The 16,998-nt window shown below is 35.6% G+C and carries 16 protein-coding genes; 2 read left to right on the forward strand and 14 right to left on the reverse strand.

Translation table 11 applies throughout. From position 1 onward, the window contains the following. Positions 1-269 precede the first annotated feature (269 nt). The 9 genes from DW114_RS11855 to yhfZ all read right to left on the reverse strand — a co-directional run bounded on the left by DW114_RS11855 (position 270) and on the right by yhfZ (position 8,738). Positions 270-1,481, reverse strand: coding sequence for a phosphopentomutase (locus DW114_RS11855; protein WP_117453972.1), 1,212 nt, complete (start codon positions 1,479-1,481; stop codon positions 270-272). Beyond that, on the reverse strand, positions 1,478-2,632 hold the full coding sequence (locus DW114_RS11860; protein WP_117453973.1) for a YhfX family PLP-dependent enzyme: 1,155 nt from the start codon (positions 2,630-2,632) through the stop codon (positions 1,478-1,480). The genes DW114_RS11855 and DW114_RS11860 overlap by 4 nt, the downstream gene beginning before the upstream one ends. Next, entirely contained in the window at positions 2,614-3,735 is a 1,122-nt protein-coding gene (locus DW114_RS11865; RefSeq protein WP_233509418.1) for an aminotransferase class V-fold PLP-dependent enzyme, read from the reverse strand. The genes DW114_RS11860 and DW114_RS11865 overlap by 19 nt, the downstream gene beginning before the upstream one ends. Positions 3,736-3,757: 22 nt before the next feature. Continuing rightward, positions 3,758-4,720 carry an amidase family protein gene (locus DW114_RS11870; RefSeq protein WP_117453974.1) on the reverse strand — a complete coding sequence of 321 codons (963 nt, stop codon included), beginning with the start codon at positions 4,718-4,720 and terminating at the stop codon, positions 3,758-3,760. Beyond that, on the reverse strand, positions 4,717-5,592 hold the full coding sequence (locus DW114_RS11875; RefSeq protein ID WP_117453975.1) for a phosphotriesterase family protein: 876 nt from the start codon (positions 5,590-5,592) through the stop codon (positions 4,717-4,719). The genes DW114_RS11870 and DW114_RS11875 overlap by 4 nt, the downstream gene beginning before the upstream one ends. A gap of 10 nt (positions 5,593-5,602) precedes the next feature. After that, positions 5,603-6,907 (reverse strand): YhfT family protein, encoded by a 1,305-nt coding sequence (locus DW114_RS11880; protein ID WP_117453976.1) that lies wholly within the window; start codon positions 6,905-6,907, stop codon positions 5,603-5,605. A 4-nt stretch (positions 6,908-6,911) separates the two neighbouring features. Further along, a complete protein-coding gene (locus DW114_RS11885) occupies positions 6,912-7,280 on the reverse strand; it encodes a DUF2620 domain-containing protein (RefSeq protein WP_199483580.1) in 369 nt (122 codons plus the stop codon). 24 nt (positions 7,281-7,304) lie between these two features. After that, positions 7,305-7,646, reverse strand: a complete 342-nt coding sequence (locus DW114_RS11890) for a PRD domain-containing protein (RefSeq protein WP_117453978.1) — start codon at positions 7,644-7,646, stop codon at positions 7,305-7,307. A gap of 168 nt (positions 7,647-7,814) precedes the next feature. After that, complete coding sequence (gene yhfZ / locus DW114_RS11895; RefSeq protein ID WP_117453979.1) at positions 7,815-8,738, reverse strand: GntR family transcriptional regulator YhfZ; 924 nt, start codon at positions 8,736-8,738, stop codon at positions 7,815-7,817. Between the two features lie 220 nt (positions 8,739-8,958). On the opposite strand from yhfZ, the gene DW114_RS11900 reads away from it, so the two are divergent. Next, positions 8,959-9,867 (forward strand): ROK family protein, encoded by a 909-nt coding sequence (locus tag DW114_RS11900; protein ID WP_158552245.1) that lies wholly within the window; start codon positions 8,959-8,961, stop codon positions 9,865-9,867. A 16-nt stretch (positions 9,868-9,883) separates the two neighbouring features. On the opposite strand, the gene nrdD is transcribed toward DW114_RS11900, so the two are convergent. Both nrdD and lepB read right to left on the reverse strand, forming a co-directional pair. Then, positions 9,884-10,168: an anaerobic ribonucleoside-triphosphate reductase gene (nrdD, locus tag DW114_RS11905; RefSeq protein ID WP_117453981.1), complete on the reverse strand. Its 285-nt coding sequence runs from the start codon at positions 10,166-10,168 to the stop codon at positions 9,884-9,886. Between the two features lie 61 nt (positions 10,169-10,229). Next, a complete protein-coding gene (lepB, locus tag DW114_RS11910) occupies positions 10,230-10,862 on the reverse strand; it encodes a signal peptidase I (protein ID WP_117453982.1) in 633 nt (210 codons plus the stop codon). Between the two features lie 365 nt (positions 10,863-11,227). On the opposite strand from lepB, the gene DW114_RS11915 reads away from it, so the two are divergent. Beyond that, complete coding sequence (locus DW114_RS11915) at positions 11,228-13,807, forward strand: diguanylate cyclase (RefSeq protein ID WP_117453983.1); 2,580 nt, start codon at positions 11,228-11,230, stop codon at positions 13,805-13,807. A gap of 33 nt (positions 13,808-13,840) precedes the next feature. Here DW114_RS11915 and DW114_RS11920 read toward each other — a convergent pair whose 3' ends face one another. The 3 genes from DW114_RS11920 to atpD all read right to left on the reverse strand — a co-directional run bounded on the left by DW114_RS11920 (position 13,841) and on the right by atpD (position 16,996). Further along, complete coding sequence (locus DW114_RS11920; RefSeq protein ID WP_117453984.1) at positions 13,841-15,112, reverse strand: hypothetical protein; 1,272 nt, start codon at positions 15,110-15,112, stop codon at positions 13,841-13,843. An 84-nt stretch (positions 15,113-15,196) separates the two neighbouring features. Beyond that, on the reverse strand, positions 15,197-15,589 hold the full coding sequence (atpC, locus tag DW114_RS11925; RefSeq protein WP_117453985.1) for an ATP synthase F1 subunit epsilon: 393 nt from the start codon (positions 15,587-15,589) through the stop codon (positions 15,197-15,199). A gap of 3 nt (positions 15,590-15,592) precedes the next feature. Continuing rightward, a complete protein-coding gene (atpD, locus tag DW114_RS11930) occupies positions 15,593-16,996 on the reverse strand; it encodes a F0F1 ATP synthase subunit beta (protein WP_117453986.1) in 1,404 nt (467 codons plus the stop codon). Positions 16,997-16,998 lie beyond the last annotated feature (2 nt).

The raw sequence follows: 16,998 nt of genomic DNA on the forward strand, positions 1-16,998 counted from the left end.
TTACTTAGTCCTTAAGCTCAATTACCATATATGAATATTTTGTTACACTTCATCTAGCTTTAGAACATTTGATATCAGAAAAATGTCTTTTGTCTACATCAAATTTAGATAAAAGTTAATAGTAATGTGATTAATTCAGTTGTCTAGACAAAGCCAAAGATCAGATAGAAATTTATTAGAAGTTCTTTTATTTATCAAATAAAAAAGCCATAATTCATAACGCAAAAAAAGACTATCATTTTATATAGTCTTTTCATTTACTCTGTTCACTATGATATTTCAGGAAGAAATGATGTCCCATTTTGTGGTGCTTCCACATGGAAATAATCACAAACACTTGCACCTACATCTGATAGTGTGTGTCGCAAGCCAATACTGCAAGGTGCATGGCCTTTCTTATAAATCAATAATGGTACATTTTCTCTTGTGTGTTTATTATGCCCAATCAAAGGATCATTTCCATGATCTGCCATAACCAATAAAATATCATTTTCGTTTAATTTTTCTAATATCAAGCCAATCTTTTTATCCGCAATCACCAATAAATCTTTATACCATTCCACATTCTGACTATGTCCAGCCAAATCAGTTTCTTGTACATTCGTACAAATAAAGCCATAATCCATATTTGAAAGCTCTGCGATTGTTAAATCTAATACATCACTTGTGTCAACACATGAAACAGATTTTCCTTCATCATTTGCTACGATATCCGCAACCTTGCCAAATAAAGATACGGGAATTCCTGCTTTTGTCAATATCGTTGGTACTTGTACATTCTTATCTACACCATAGCCTAAATGCAGGCACTGATATCCTTGTTCATAAGATTTAGATTTTACCGCATGAATGCCTATGTAATCACTGCCTCTTGTTTCTTCAGCAGCCAAGATATCTTCAATCGTATTTCCAGTGCCACCAAAGACGATTACGCGATTTACAGTAGCGATTTCACGTACTAAACGGGCAATTTCTAATTCTTTTTCAAATGGCATCTGATCTAAAGGTGCAGTACAGTTATATGCCATACCCAAATCTGCATCGATATTATCTGCCACTGTACAATAATGATCCACCAATAAATAGCGTAATTTTCCATTTGTCTTTATTTCTACATCATGGTTTGCTTGAAGTAAATGCTCTGCGATTTCATCTACTTTTTCCTGAAATGGAATTGCTAATGGTTTCTTAGGCTTTGTACCCATAATTTCTTGATGCCCCATAAAGGTATCAGCGCCAAAATGCATTAATTCACTTTTTCCAAAAACTGCCTGATTGGAAAAATGCATATTCTTGCTTTCTTTTCCATATGCATTCATTAACCCTAATTTTTCCAGATTGGGAAGTTTTAAATCTGGATAGGTTTTTAAAATGCTTCCAAACGTTGTGGATACTTCATCTCCTGGTCGTTGTATTTTTGCATCCTTCATTGCTCCCATACCAAAACCATCTAACACAATGACGATAAATCTTTTATTCACAATACTTCCCCCTGACTGGTATACATTCCAACAATTTTAGGTGATCCCTGATGAATTCCTTCAATCAGACAAACATTGCTTCTGGTTACGAAAATCTGAAAACGAAAAGCCATTAATACCGTATCATTTACATTGCATATTTCATTTAATCCAAAATAATAATCAATACTTTCTAATGTAGGAGGTGTAACCTCGACCTCTTTCATTTGTGTATATTTTGTACCTACAAGCGCATGTTTTACATGTGAACGGCGATAGAATCCGCCTCCATAACAATAGGCATTCCCTTCAAAGTTATGTGAAATTTCTGATACATATACCACACAAGGCTTTTCATCACATGCACGATAGGCATGTAATGGTGTAGTCCCACTTAGTCCATGTCCCGGTTCCCCACTTGTGACATGATAAGGTCCCATCTGTTTTAAAGTTTCTACAGAAGTTGTAGAAGGTGCATTGATATTTTCGATTTCAATGCCATGAGATGACAGTATCTCTTTCGCTTTATATAATGTTTCAAAATTAGGTGTAGGATGAATAGATTCTTCTTTTTCATCATATAGGAAACATGGGAAAGATGTTACTCCTCTGATTTTCACATGATCAAGTGCTTTTACTTCTTTGATTAATTCATCTAATTCATTTAGATGAAACCCAGCAGTCTGACCACTATAAATCATGTCATTTTCTCCTACAACTTTTATCAATAATTTCTGAACAATGCCTGCTTTCTTTGCACATTCATTAATATCTTTGATTTTTTCAAGAGAAAATACAGTGAAATAAGTACAATGGTAATTCACCAATGCCTGTAACATAGCTTTTGGAGGCTGAACCAAATGCCCTACATTTGAAATCGGAATATCATGCTTCATCATTACCTGTGCTTCTTTAAAATCAACCACAACTGCCCCATCATATCCTAATTCGACCAGCTTTTTTGCGATATATGGATTTCTTCCTAACTGCTTCAACATAAAATACAAATGGATATTTTGTTTTTTCGCCTCATTTAAAATCTTTTTTGCATTTTCTAACAGCATATCCATATCGATGACATAAGTATCTGGTAAAATCATGCCTGCCTGATGAAGCTGTGTAGCTGTTTCAAGTAATTCTGGGTTGGTTTCAGCTATTTTTTCAAGGAACATGCTTTCACCTTCTTCATACTTTCTGTTAATATACGAATAATTGTATCCGCCCCAGTACGATTTGGATTGATACGAATCATACGATCATCTAGTGTAGGATCTTTCGCTCTAAAAGTTCCTGAAACACGATAGAATAAAGGACACATTTCATATTTTGACTCAGCGCCTACAGGATTGCGTAATGCGCCAAGTTCTTCTGCATATTTCAATACTTCTTTTGCGATTGGTTCTTCAAATTCTACCAATAATACTTTTGATTGTGCATTGGCAAGGAAAGCATCAGCGATACCCTCCACTTCTTTCTTTACGCATAAACGTTCTACAAGCTCTTCATTTACCATAGCCTGAATTGCCAAAGAAACAGGAGCATAAACCAATCCATGCAAAACATCCAATGCTTCCCAACCCTGTGTCTGACTTCCACCAGAATAGTGCTCTTTTACCAAAATATCAATATATGCTTTTTTTCCTACAATACAGCCAATTCCTTCTGGCCCTAATAGTTTAAATGTAGAGAAACATGCTAGATCTGCACCACATTGACTTCCTATTTTTTTCACTTTCATAACGGCATAATTATCATCTGTCACAATGGGAATATCTTTGCACCCTTTAATTGTTTGTACAACTTCTTCCATATTATATCGATCATCCATACTCTGGCGTGTGTATTGTACAAGTGCTCCTTTGATTTCAGGATGTTCTTTCATGACTTTTTTTATATCCTCTAAATCATTAAAATCAGCTTCTATTGTTTGAAGTCCTAACATAGAAATTGTTGTAGTGGTTGTGGAATATACAGGTGCTTTATGAATCAATAAAGTATCATTTGCATGCATTGTGGAAAACAACGCATAACGAATCGCTCCTGTGCCAGAACCTCTTACTAGAATTGCTGCTTCTGCGCCAAAGAAATTGGCAATCGCTTTTTCAGCTTTCAGCGTCGTTTGGGGTTTATTAATGCCTGGCACAACCCCTAAATCTCCGCGTGTCAGGATTTCACTGCCTTTAAATTCTTTTGTAATACAATCTATCATACGAAACTGAAATTGCATTGCTTCTTCCAGTGTAATGCTTTGTAATGGGTAAGTCTGTATCATCATGTATGACCTCCTTTCCTTTTCGTTAATCATACATATCTAAATTACTAAAATATCTTTGTACCATTTTCAATGGCTCACTTTTTATCATTTCTGCACATGTAACCATGCAGTTTATTTTTTCCAGTTTTGACTCACAGATTAGTAAATATCCTGTAGAAAGGGCACTTGATGGAACACAGATTGCTGTTGCATTTACCATATTGACAACTCTTAATAAACCTTTTCCTGATTTTCTTTGTGATGCTTTGCAATCATCACCAAAGCTGCCAAAGATACTATCGCCTAAACCTTCATAATCAATCGGACCTTCTTTAGATATCAGAAAATCACACTGCTTTAATGTTTTCTTCAAAAAACGGATAAGCTCCATTCGCTCATTGAATATATCTGGAAATGCGATTTTCTCAACATCAAATGGATATGATTCATTATCCAATGTGGATATATAAACGGTCTTTGGCATCTGAAAACATATAGGCATAATCACATCTATTGCTGCTTTTAATTCTGGATATGTTCTACACATAAAGCCAAGTGATGGTGTAAATTCTATTCCATCTGTGGATACTTTTTTAAATTTTTGCATATATGTTTCTTCAAACAAATTTGATATCATGCCATATAAATTTAATGACATAGCCGGAGCTAAAACAGAACCGCCGCCATCCGTACCGATTCCTAAATCATTTAGATAACAGAATACATTTACAGCTGTTCCACTGCTGCTGCCACTCATAATATTTCCAGTAACAGGATGCTTGATATTGATATCAACAGCTCTGCCACCCCATGCATGCGCATCATATGTATGTAAAACGTAATTGCCCTGGTCAATAAAACGTTTCACAAAATCTAATGGTATCTGTTCAACATCTTTTACACCAATATAATTTTTATCAACTGCCTGTTCCAACACTACCCGATTAACAGAATGATATGGATTTTTTCTGGCAACTTCTATTCTTTTTTCTTGATAAGTCATCATTCCATAATTCTTTTTGGATTATTTACTAACATATCTGTGATAAATGATTCACTTATGGCAGCTTTTCGTGCAGCAGGTAAAAAGCTTTCAAACAGATAGGCATATCCAATACCGCCTTTAAACGCTAAATGCGATTTTCTTGTTAAATCTTCTGATAATACAACTTGAGATGTATAACCAGTTTTCTCTAGTTCTAACAGATGTGCAATACGTTTTTCATCTGGTAAATAATTGTTTTTTCCAATGGTATCAAAACCAATGGTAACGCCTGTTTTCAACACTTCCTTGATATAGTTGATATCCTCGCATAAATCTACATGTCCAATCACAATTCTGTGTGGATCAACGCCATGACTCACAAGATATTTAGCCTGCTCCAGCGCTAATGTAGATAATGTTGTATGTGTATATATTGGTCGATTAGTTTTTTTATGTGCAATAATGGCTGCATCAAATAATCTGCGTTCACTATCTTTCCATTCATTTTTACTAGTACCAATTTCTCCGATCATCATCGCTTTTACATTGGTTCCTTCGATTCCGTTTTCGATTTCATCTATCATGATAGAAGCCAGTTCTTCTGTGGTCTTATTAAGATATTCCTCTGGTATAAATGGCTCTTTATACCAGCCTGTTGACTTTAATATCTGGATTCCAGTTTCTTTTTCAATACGCTGGATATAATCAATATCCCTACCCATACCGATATTACTGACTTCCACAATATTTCTTACACCATAGTGATATAACTTTTTTAATTCTTTTACTGTTTCTTCATAACAATCCAAATGGCAGTCTTCATCTTTTTTTACACCAGATAAGTCAATTGTCATATGCTCATGCATATAAGTATAGCCATCTATAAGTTTCATCATATACTCCTTATGCTGCCAAAGTAATTAATTGACACAGCATTAATACATTTAATAGAATTCCATAAAGTATACAAGCGACTGGTCCGATTGCAAGTTCTACAATTGGTTTTTTGGAAACACGATTCAGTAACAAACAGCCAATAACAAATAAAGCACCAATACCTGATAAACCAAATGCAGCAGACATTGCTTCTGCGGCAGTCACACCACCAACTAATAAAGCTACTTCCAACACTTTATTCATAGATGTACGAATATGTTCTCCCATATCTTTTACACCTGGGAATTTATCCATACCTTTTGCGAATACGTTAATCAATAATAATTCAATGACCATAATCGCTGCACCTAACACAAGTGCAATGATTGGATTTTTCACAAACATTAAGCCAATTGCGAATACAAATGTACATCCTGCAGGAGCATATACGCCTGTAACGATAGCCGTTGTAAATACCAATGGAATAAAACCGATAGCTCTTGCGAAAGCGGCAAGTGCTGCTTCTGAATATGCTCCATTACTTGCTAAAGCTAGAGAAATAGGGTCACCACCAATAATCAGCATACTTGTTCCACAAGCAATCAATCCACCCATTATCGCAAGTAAGAACCAATTCTTTCTGATTTTAGAAACTTTCTCAGAGAACACACTTACTAAATCAGAATTTGCACTGCTGTTATCCCCTTTTACAGTTGCGGCAAAGATTAACATTACAACTGTTCCAGCCAACATTGCCATACCTTCTCCATTTAATGTTAACGTTGCATCACCAATTGCAAACGTACCAAATTTTTTAACAAGGAAGAATGTTAAGACAGTGATAATACCTGTGATCACACCTTTTTTAAAGCCATGCTGATATCCAACTGCTAAAGATGGGAAGATTGCGAAAGCAACCATAACATAAGCAGATACACTTCCTAAAGCATTTAAGAAATTGTAAGGCAAATATGAGAATAATTTAACAACAAAATCAAGACCAAGTACTAGTAACACTCCATATAAAGCCCCGATAACACCAGCAGCAATCGTACCAATCTTACTATCAGGACACCATGTCCCAATGATATCTGTTGTTAATAATACACAGTGAATTAAAATAATAGTAGCTGCAATTGATGTAGGAATACCAAATCCAATTACCAATCCAAAACTGATAGCAAATGACATTGCCGCAAGTTCTTTTCTACTAATACTTCCTTCATAATACTGTGGTACAATTGGTCTGAAACCATCATTAAATACTGCAATACCTTTATTCGCCAGAATGGAAGCTAAAGCTCCAATAGCCGCAATTACTATATATTCCATTTAATTAAGCCTCCTCTTTTTCAGCCAACGCTTTCAATAAAACAGGTAATACCTGTGTAGCATGCTGTGCTGTAAATCCAAAAGCAATTTTACCTGAAGCAACCGCTGCCTGAATTTCATTATCACTGCTGATTTTTCCTGGCATACTGATGGTCTGACATTTATCTTTTCCTAGTAGTGCGATTGCCATGGCAAGCGCTCCTCCACCACCAGTGTTACAAGCACCTACATAATAATCGTATTTCCCCATTTTGATTAGATTTACTGCATCTAAATCATTTTTAATCGCAAGCTCTACGTTTCCCTTGAAATAATCATTGATAAAATCGTGAATTTCCTGTTTGTTAATTTGTCCTCCAACTACTATTTTCATCATCATTTCCTCCTATCGTATTTTTTATTGATGAAGATTGCATAAATGCATCATTAAGAATCTTTTTTCTCCCTCTGGAAATTTACATGGTGCCATTTCTTCAATCGTTATGAATGTTTGCTCGGCTAAGTCATAACATGGAGATTTTAAAACATCATTCCATATAGCTTCATCCAATTGCTCAACTTCATCTTGATTTATAATCCTTTGTGTAGCCATAGCAAGATGAGTAGTAAACATTTCCATTCCACTTTCTTTTTCTGAAAATGAAGGTTCCAAAAGATCAATTACCTGTTTTACATAATCGCTTACTTCTTGTGATATGACAGAAGCCTGTTGTAAAATGTCCATTCTTTCCTTTAGCATATGTGCCCTCCTTTTTTATTGTACATTTTTTTGTATATTGATTGGTTAGACAAGGACTTGCATCATGCAAATCCTCAATATACATTTTTATGTATTTTCTTTACACCTATAATTTAACATCATTCCCAAGGTATGTCAACCAAAATTTTGTATATTCACAAAATTAAATTAATAACTCGGTGTAATCTTCCCATCAAGTACCAATTTTTGATTAGATAAGACTGTCTTTATATCAATCATATCATTCAATAACATTGCCATTTCTTTCTTATTACTATCCACAACCAATACAGCTTCAGTATCTGCAGTATCATTTAATTGAACAGGCTGATAATTGATAGATACCAGTTTATCCGTTACCTCATCCTCATTCCATATCGCAGCATCCACTTCTCCATTTAAAGTTTTTTCCAATATCTGATTATATGCTAAAGGCACAAAAGTAACTTTTTTTCCTTCACAAATACGCATTGTTAATTGCGATTGGTCAATTGAATCCTTATCAATGCCCACACGCATCCCATCTTCAATTGCTTTTTTAGAAGCATCATGAAAAACTGTAATATGATGAGAAAGATAAGAATATTCACCAAATGATTTCACAATCTGAATATCCATTTTTTTCTTTTGCATTTCCAAAGCCGCAAATTTAGAAATTATTGCGAAATCATAACGATCAGATAACAACATACTGATTCTATTTTGAGCTCCTCGCATATAAGCCATGGATACCGGCATTCCATATTGATTTTCCATCGCTACAATAATGCCCGTCGCAAAGCCTTCATAACGTTTTGAATATGGCAGTGGCATAACGCCAACAATGGATGTGATTCCCGCAAATTCTAAAAGTATTCGCATATCTTTATGTTTTAAAAAAGTACCTAAATGACCTCTTGACTCCAAGCGGATAGCACCTTGACTTTGTAGCATTTTAATGGAATTTTGAATGGTACCTCTTGCAAGATCAATTTTATCATTCAACTCAGTAACTGTAGGTATTTTTTCCCCTTCTTTTAAACCTAAAAACAGTTTCGCAAGTGCCATTGTGGATAATCCATTTTTACTATATAACATTTCTTTATATTTCATATCATCCCTCCATCATTCTCACCTACATTATAATATACAAATTATTGTATGAAAAGAATTTTTATTATTTTTCATAAGAGAGAATCTAAACATTACTTTTTTTGTCGAAAAAAGTCAAAAATCCATGATATTTATGTAAGCCATTTCATAATCCCATGATATAATACTAGTACAGGTAAAAATGTACAGCAATATAGCGTTTAAGAAAAGAGGATTTTGTATGGAAAAAAACATAAGTGTGGAACTTGGATGCGAGCACATCCGCGTCGCTTGTGTTGGCATAAATGGCAAGATATATCAGATACTTAGCAGACCGACACAGATACATGAAGGAAAAGAAGGATTAGCAAAACAAATCATCTCCATGATTCATGCATTAGATGATGCATCAGAATGTAAACACATTGGCATTGGCGTACCAGGACCAGTAGACACAAAGAAAGGAATCATTCGTTTATGTAATCATTTCCCTGAATTAGAGAATTATGCAATTGTCGAACGTATCCAACAGGAGATACCTCTACCATGTACTCTGGTAAATGATGTCAATGCCGCTGCTTTGGGAGAAGCATATTTCGGTGCTGGCAAGAATCATGAATCCATCTATTATATATCTCTTTCCACAGGAATTGGTGGAGCTTATATTTATCATCATCGTATTATTTCCGGAAACAATGGATATGCTGGTGAAATCGGCAATATGATTGTGGATCAGAATCGTGATAAAATCAATAAACTGAATGTTGGTGCGATTGAAAATGAAGCAAGTGGACATGCGATTACACGGGAAGGGCAATATGTTTTTGGAGAAGATATGATACATAATGCTGGTGATGTATTTGAACAGGTAAGAAAAAAAGACCCTGTGGCCATCCAGCTATGTGAAGATGTCAGTAAGGATCTTGCGGTTATGTTATCTACGATTGCTTTGGTATTAGACCCACAGGTGTTTATCTTTGGAGGGGGCTGTATGAAAAGTGATGATGTATTTTTTCCTTTGATGGAAGAACATTTCCGTTCTTTGATTTATGATGATATGCAGGATATTCAATTAGTAAAAGAAGAACTGGAAGACCCTGAATTATTAGGGCTTGCCATGTGTGCGAGTGATAATGAAAAGAAGGCATAAGTTGCCTTCTTATTTTTTATGCATGTTTTACACGATCGTGTTCTTCTGCACGTTTTGCGTCATTAAAACGATCAACTGTGCCTACCAGATAACCTGTGATTCTTCTGATCTTTTCAAATCCTTCCGGCTGTAAGTGATATCCTAAACCAACTTCTTCACCATCAAATTCTAAATCGATAGAATCAATTTCCTTACGTGGATTGTTTTTACGTACATAGGCAATATAAGCCTTTGCAATCTGTTCACTGATTTCTTCATTTGAATGAATCGTGATACCTTCTACTACCTTTTCAAATTTCATAACATTCACCTTCCATATATTCATTATAGAAATTAGATGATTGCTTTGCAACTACAATGCCCTATTCCCCATTTCCTACAATCTTCATTCGATTAAACGGGAAGAATACATAAACATCTTTGCCAACGATATTCTCGCCTTTAAATGGTCCCACCATACGAGAATCTGTCGAATTCACACGATTATCTCCCATGAGGAAATATTCATCTTCACCAAGAATTACTTCATCAAAATCCGCTGTAAAATTATCTCCGCGTTCACGAATCTTATTTGCATAATCGCTATCCAAGTATGGCTCATCAATTGGTTTTCCATTGACATAAACCACATCATCTTTCGCATATATACGATCTCCTGGTAATCCAATCACTCGTTTTACCCAGTCCTCTTTCACCTTATCGTTATATACAACCACAACATCATATCGATCAACACCAAACATTTTACGAGATATTATATTCATAATTCCGATATCATCATCTTCCAGGGTAGGATACATACTACGCCCATCCACACGAACTGGTCTAATCAAGTAGGTTGTAATCAAAAATATAGCGATAAAACAAATCACAAAGGTTTTTATCAAATCGAATAATTCATATTTCCACCCGCTTTTTGGGGATTCCTCGGGTTGCTTATCATCTGGTTGTGTATCCGTATGATACTGTAATTCTGTATAGCTGTCGTCTTCCATAAAGCCACTCCTTTTACCAATGGCTTTATTATATCACTGAACATTCCAAATAGAAACAAAAGAAACCGTAAGAAATTCTGTTTTTTTAAAGATTTTTTCATATGATATATAAAAACCCTGTCCTGTGAAATTAAACAGGTTCTTTTCTATGATTCTAATTCACTATTTCCAACATTTTCATCTCATTAATATTCCTATCGGATGCATGTTTTTCCCCTGTACGTTCAATATCATCATGTAACATATTGAAAATCAGTATATAATCATGGAATCTTTGTAATCTTTATATTTCCTTCAAACTATCATGACGAATTTATGATATACTTAAATTAAGCAGAATCTATAAAATCTGAAGGGAGAAGCTTATGTATCAAGATGAGTTGTTTCAAAATTATAAAAACATCTTAAATGCTATTACAAATCCCATCATTATCCTTGATTTAGAGAAAAGAATCAAGTTTGTGAATACAAGTGCACTGAATATCATGCCAAAGGATGCCGGAAATGTGATTGGTAAGAAGTGTTCTTGTATGAATACTCCATATTGTAATACAAAGGACTGTTGTGTGGAACGTTTTTTAAGGGGAGAAGCCGGCATGGTCCAAAAAGGACCTGGAAAAATCGCAAATCGTGTTTCTCTTTCAGAATTAAAAAATGATAAAGGAGAGCGCATTGGCTATATTTCTGTATCGACTGATGTTCATGAGCTGATGGAAACACAGCGAGAATTAATGATCAATGAAGAGCGTTATCAAATTGCCTTAAAACAATCGCAGAGTATCTTATGGCAATATGATCCTTATGCCAAAACCATTACACGTATTGATTCAGGTAATCAACATACCTCAAAAATTCTTCATAATATTCATCGTGTAGAAAATTTTCCTGATGTTCTATGGGAAAAAGGAATGATGGATAAAGATTCCTTAGCAGAAGCGAAAAAGACATGTGAAGATATTTTAAATGGGAAAAAAGAATGTGAATGTGTTTTACATCTATTTGATGAGCATCATGATTCTCACTGGTTTCATATTTTTAGTACGTCGATTTTTGATAAAGATGGCACTGTATTAGAAGCGATTGGTATTAGTAAGGATATTACTGATTTGAAGCAGCTGGAATTAGAGTATCATAATGAAAAAGAATATCGTGATATCATTTCTTCAGATTTTGTCAGTGTATTTGAAGTCGATTTGACCGCAGATAAAATGTTAAATGTCAATAAACGCTGGATGGAAGAAATGAATTTAAAAGAAGATGCGACCTATGATGATTTGACACAACGCATTGTAGAATATATGCATCCGGATTATAGTTATATTAAAGCGATGAAAACCAGAGAAAATATGCTGGAATGTTTTTCACATAATCAAAAAGAACTTGTTTGTGAATATCGTAAATTAGTCAATGGAGAATATCGTTGGATTCATAGTGTGACCCGTATGTATCAACATAAATCCAGTGGACATGTCATCGCATGTACAGCAATGAAAGATATTGAAGATGAAAAACGAAAAGAAGCTCAATGGCGATATAAAGCCGAACGTGATTTATTGACTGGTGTATATAATCACTCCACCATTGTTTCTATGATCAATGCGAAACTAAAAGCTGCACCTGAAGTAAAACATGCGTTTATTATCATGGACCTGGATAATTTCAAGGATATCAATGATTTATATGGACATATGTATGGCGATCTTGTGTTAAAGAATGTATCTGCGCAATTATGTGAATGCTTCAAAGAGCACAGTATTATCGGGCGTATTGGTGGAGATGAATTTGTGGTCTTTTTATCTGATCTGCATGATCAGATTTCTGTGATATCACAATGTGAAAAATTCTGTGATGATTTGTCCTCCTCTACATATACCTATTTGAAAAATGCCCATATTTCTGTATCTATCGGACTGGCATTCTATGATAAAAATCAATTATGTTTTGATGATCTATATCACAAAGCGGATATCGCCATGTATTATGGTAAATATAATGGAAAGAACCAGTGTAGTGTTTATCAAAACGGCATGTTTGACTATACGCAAAGCAATCCTGTAGATCTTTCTCCCGACGTGAGTGGGCCTTTAGAAGGCAACATACGTGAATTTATATTCCGTACGCTATTCACCTCATCCTCTACTGATTTTACACATAAACTAGATGAAGTCTTACGCCTGACTGGCCACTTTTTCCAGTTACATCATGCGGTGATTTTATCTTATGATAATCAAATGGAAGAGATATCTGTTTTAAATGAATGGAAAGATTCTAGTATGGGACATGAGAAAATGAAATATCATGTTTCCTTGATGAAAGAATGTTTATCAACCTATCCTGATATTAGTGAACATGCGGTATTTATCTATGAAAATAAAAATAATACACCGTTTGAAAAAGCGATATTGGCTTCCGTACATGCGAAAGCCATAACCGCGATGTCCATGGCTTTGGATGAAGTAAATTCTGTCATGGTTATCTTTTGTGATAATCTTCGTGCACGAAGTTTTACACGCCAACAGCGTAATGATCTTCAGACCATCATGGAAATCATTGAGATATTCTTACAGAATCAAGCGCAGAAAACCCGACAGAATGAACAGTTGAATATGATGATGTATTTATTAAATCATATTGGCAGTGCAATCTATATCATTGATCCTGCTACGTATCATCTTATCTATTTTAATGAAGATACCAAACGGCTATTTCCATATGCGGAATATGGTTCTATCTGTCATAAATGTTTTCGTGGCAGTGAACATCCATGCGAGGACTGCCCAGTTAAATTATTAGAACATCGTGATCAAAACGATCGCAAGGTCGTAGATATTTATAATAGTGTTGTACATCAATGGGTACGCACCACTGCTTCTTATATCGACTGGCCGGATGGTCATCTTTATATCCTGTTATCTTGTACAGATATTACTGATTATATGCAATAAAGAGGAAGATCACATGCTTCCTCTTTCTTTATGTTATTCCATTTTGAAATCTTTTCTTTCTATTAAAATAGTATGAAACTTGGTTTTATAATTTTTAGTCTGTGTCATGCTTGTGAGTATATCATCTACTGGTTGATAAGAATCCGCTAATGAATGGTAGGTATAAGGATATTGGAACCAGCTGTCCTGGTAAATGATATTTGTGGCAAATTCCATCATTTGATCATCAGATATATCATGAATAGAATACACATATCCACGATGATGCTTTCCTTTCGCAAAGTTAATATCAAACGACTGGGATGATTCTTTTCTTCCATATGTTGTATCGCCTTGATCATACAAGAATGCGACCTCTTTATCCAGCATTACACCATTTTCTCTACTGGTATTCCATACAGGAATAATACTACAGTTTCCATTAAAATCTACTTTATCAAAGTTGATCCACATCAGATGATATAAATTTCCATCCTGATCAACCCCTACATATTCTTCTGTTTGTGGAAAATCTTGATTCTGATTTTCTTCATAAACACGGAAAGCTTTTACTTCTGATAATGCTTCTACTGCATCATCGCTTAAATCTTTACTAACCTGTTTTGACAAGCCTTTTTGAACCAGTGCATCTCGTTTTTCACCTGTACTTATTTTCCACACCTCATAATCACTTGTTAGATTTCTATGTACAAGATAGCTAGAAGTCATAATGATGGCGATGATCACGACGATATAGGTTGCAGCTGCTGGTATAACAGGCACAAAGCAGCATGTAAATTCTTTATTTTTCACATGTTCTTTCACAATGGAATGTATGCGATAGATCTGTACAAGAATGACAACCAATAAGATGATTCCAAAGTATATCAGCGAAGTTGGTACTACTATTGTAAAATACATAAGTCCAATATAAGCAAGATATTCCTTATAGATACTTTTACATTGTATTATGCTTTTCCCACCATATGCCAGATTTAAATCCTGCATACCTTTTCCATATTGATATAATAATACCAGCATACAGATTGGCTTCACTACACTGATAGAGGATAAACCTATCCATGGTGTTGCTCTTATGATTTCCACAAAGGTAAAAATCACAAGTATACAGGAAGTCAAAACAAATGATTTTCGCAGGGCTTCATTTTCTTTACGCAAAATATAACAGCCATACCACATCAACAGCGCAGATATTCCAGTTGTAAAATCTGTCAGATAAGAAATTTCTAAATGGATAAAACTGAATAGAAATCCTACAAACATGATATTTGAAACAGTGGAAAACCGATAACTTTTCGCTTTCATTTCATCACCCTCTATCTCTACTTTCAGTATATCATAAAAGCATAAGAAAAAGGCAGAATATCAATCATATCCTGCCTGATTTTTTTATCCTCCGTATACTTTAATACGGTTGATTGCTTTCGCAAGTGCAACTTCTGCACGTTTGATATTGGTACGGTTGTCACGTTTCGCAAGGCGTGCTTCTGCACGTTCTTTCGCACGTTTTGCTCGTTCAATATCGATTTCTTCCCGACCTTCAATTGCGTCTGTTAATATGCGCATTTCATTATCTTTGAACTGCATCATACCACCAGCCATCGCATAATCATGATAGTCGCCTTTTTCTTTTAAGGAGCACTTACATGTTTCTAACATGGCAACCAAAGGAATATGGTTAGGAAGAATGGTGATATCACCTTCCACGGTACGTAAATGAACAGCTTCCACTTCGCCTTCTTTATATAGACCAAGAGGAGTGATGATTTTCACTTTGATCATAGATTAACCTTCGTTCAAAGTTTTAGCTTTTTCCACAGCCTGTTCGATGGTTGAAACGAACATAAATGCTGCTTCTGGAAGATCATCATATTTACCTTCCAACAGTTCCTTGAAGCTTCTGACTGTATCTTCACGGGATACATAGCATCCTGGAATACCTGAGAATACTTCCGCAACGTGGAAAGGTTGAGATAAGAAGTTACGTACACGACGTGCACGGTTTACAATAATCTTATCTTCTTCACTTAATTCATCCATACCTAAGATGGCGATGATATCCTGTAATTCTTTATAACGCTGTAGAATTTGTTGTACACCACGAGCTACTTCATAGTGTTCTTCTCCTACAACAAGTGGATCAAGAATACGAGAGCTTGATTCCAGAGGATCAACGGCTGGATAGATACCTAATGCCGCAATATCACGGTCCAATACAGTTTTCGCATCCAGATGCGTAAATGCAGTCGCTGGCGCAGGGTCTGTCAAGTCATCGGCAGGCACATAGATTGCCTGTACAGATGTAATAGATCCATTCTTTGTGGAAGTGATACGTTCCTGTAACTGTCCCATTTCTGTCGCAAGGGTTGGCTGATAACCAACGGCACTTGGCATACGCCCAAGCAGAGCACTAACTTCAGAACCTGCCTGTGTGAAACGGAAGATGTTATCGATAAACAGCAATACATCCTGATGATCATGATCACGGAAGTATTCTGCCATGGTAAGTCCTGTTAAACCTACACGCATTCTGGCACCTGGAGATTCATTCATCTGTCCATATACCAATACGGTTTTGTCAAGGACACCGCTGTCCTTCATTTCATGATACATGTCATTACCTTCACGTGTACGTTCTCCTACACCAGTAACAACAGACATACCACCATGTTCTTTTGCGATATTGTGGATAAGCTCCTGAATCAATACGGTTTTACCTACACCGGCACCACCAAACAGACCGATTTTACCACCTTTTGAATATGGACACAACAAGTCGATAACCTTAATACCGGTTTCCAGCATTTCTGCGCTGGTCTGTTGTTCATCAAAAGTAGGTGCTTTACGATGAATTGGCCATTTTTCATTTGTGGCTGTTTCACCTAATCCATCAATTTCACGTCCTAATACATTGTACATTCTACCCAGTACTTCTTTCCCTACAGGGACACTGATTGGTGCGCCTGTATCAATGGCATCCATACCACGTACCAAGCCATCGGTACTTCCCATGGCGATACAACGTACACGGTCATCCCCAATATCCTGGCTGACCTCAACGATTAAAGACTCTTTATCTTTCATAGGAATCTCGATCGCAGTCAATAAGTCTGGCAGTTCTCCATTTTCAAAGACAATGTCAACGACCGGACCAATGACCTGAACGATTTTTCCGATATTTTTACTCATTC

The organism is Absiella sp. AM09-50 (assembly GCF_003433845.1).
In the GTDB taxonomy this organism is placed as follows: Bacteria; Bacillota_I; Bacilli_A; order Erysipelotrichales; family Erysipelotrichaceae; genus Hoskinsella; species Hoskinsella hominis.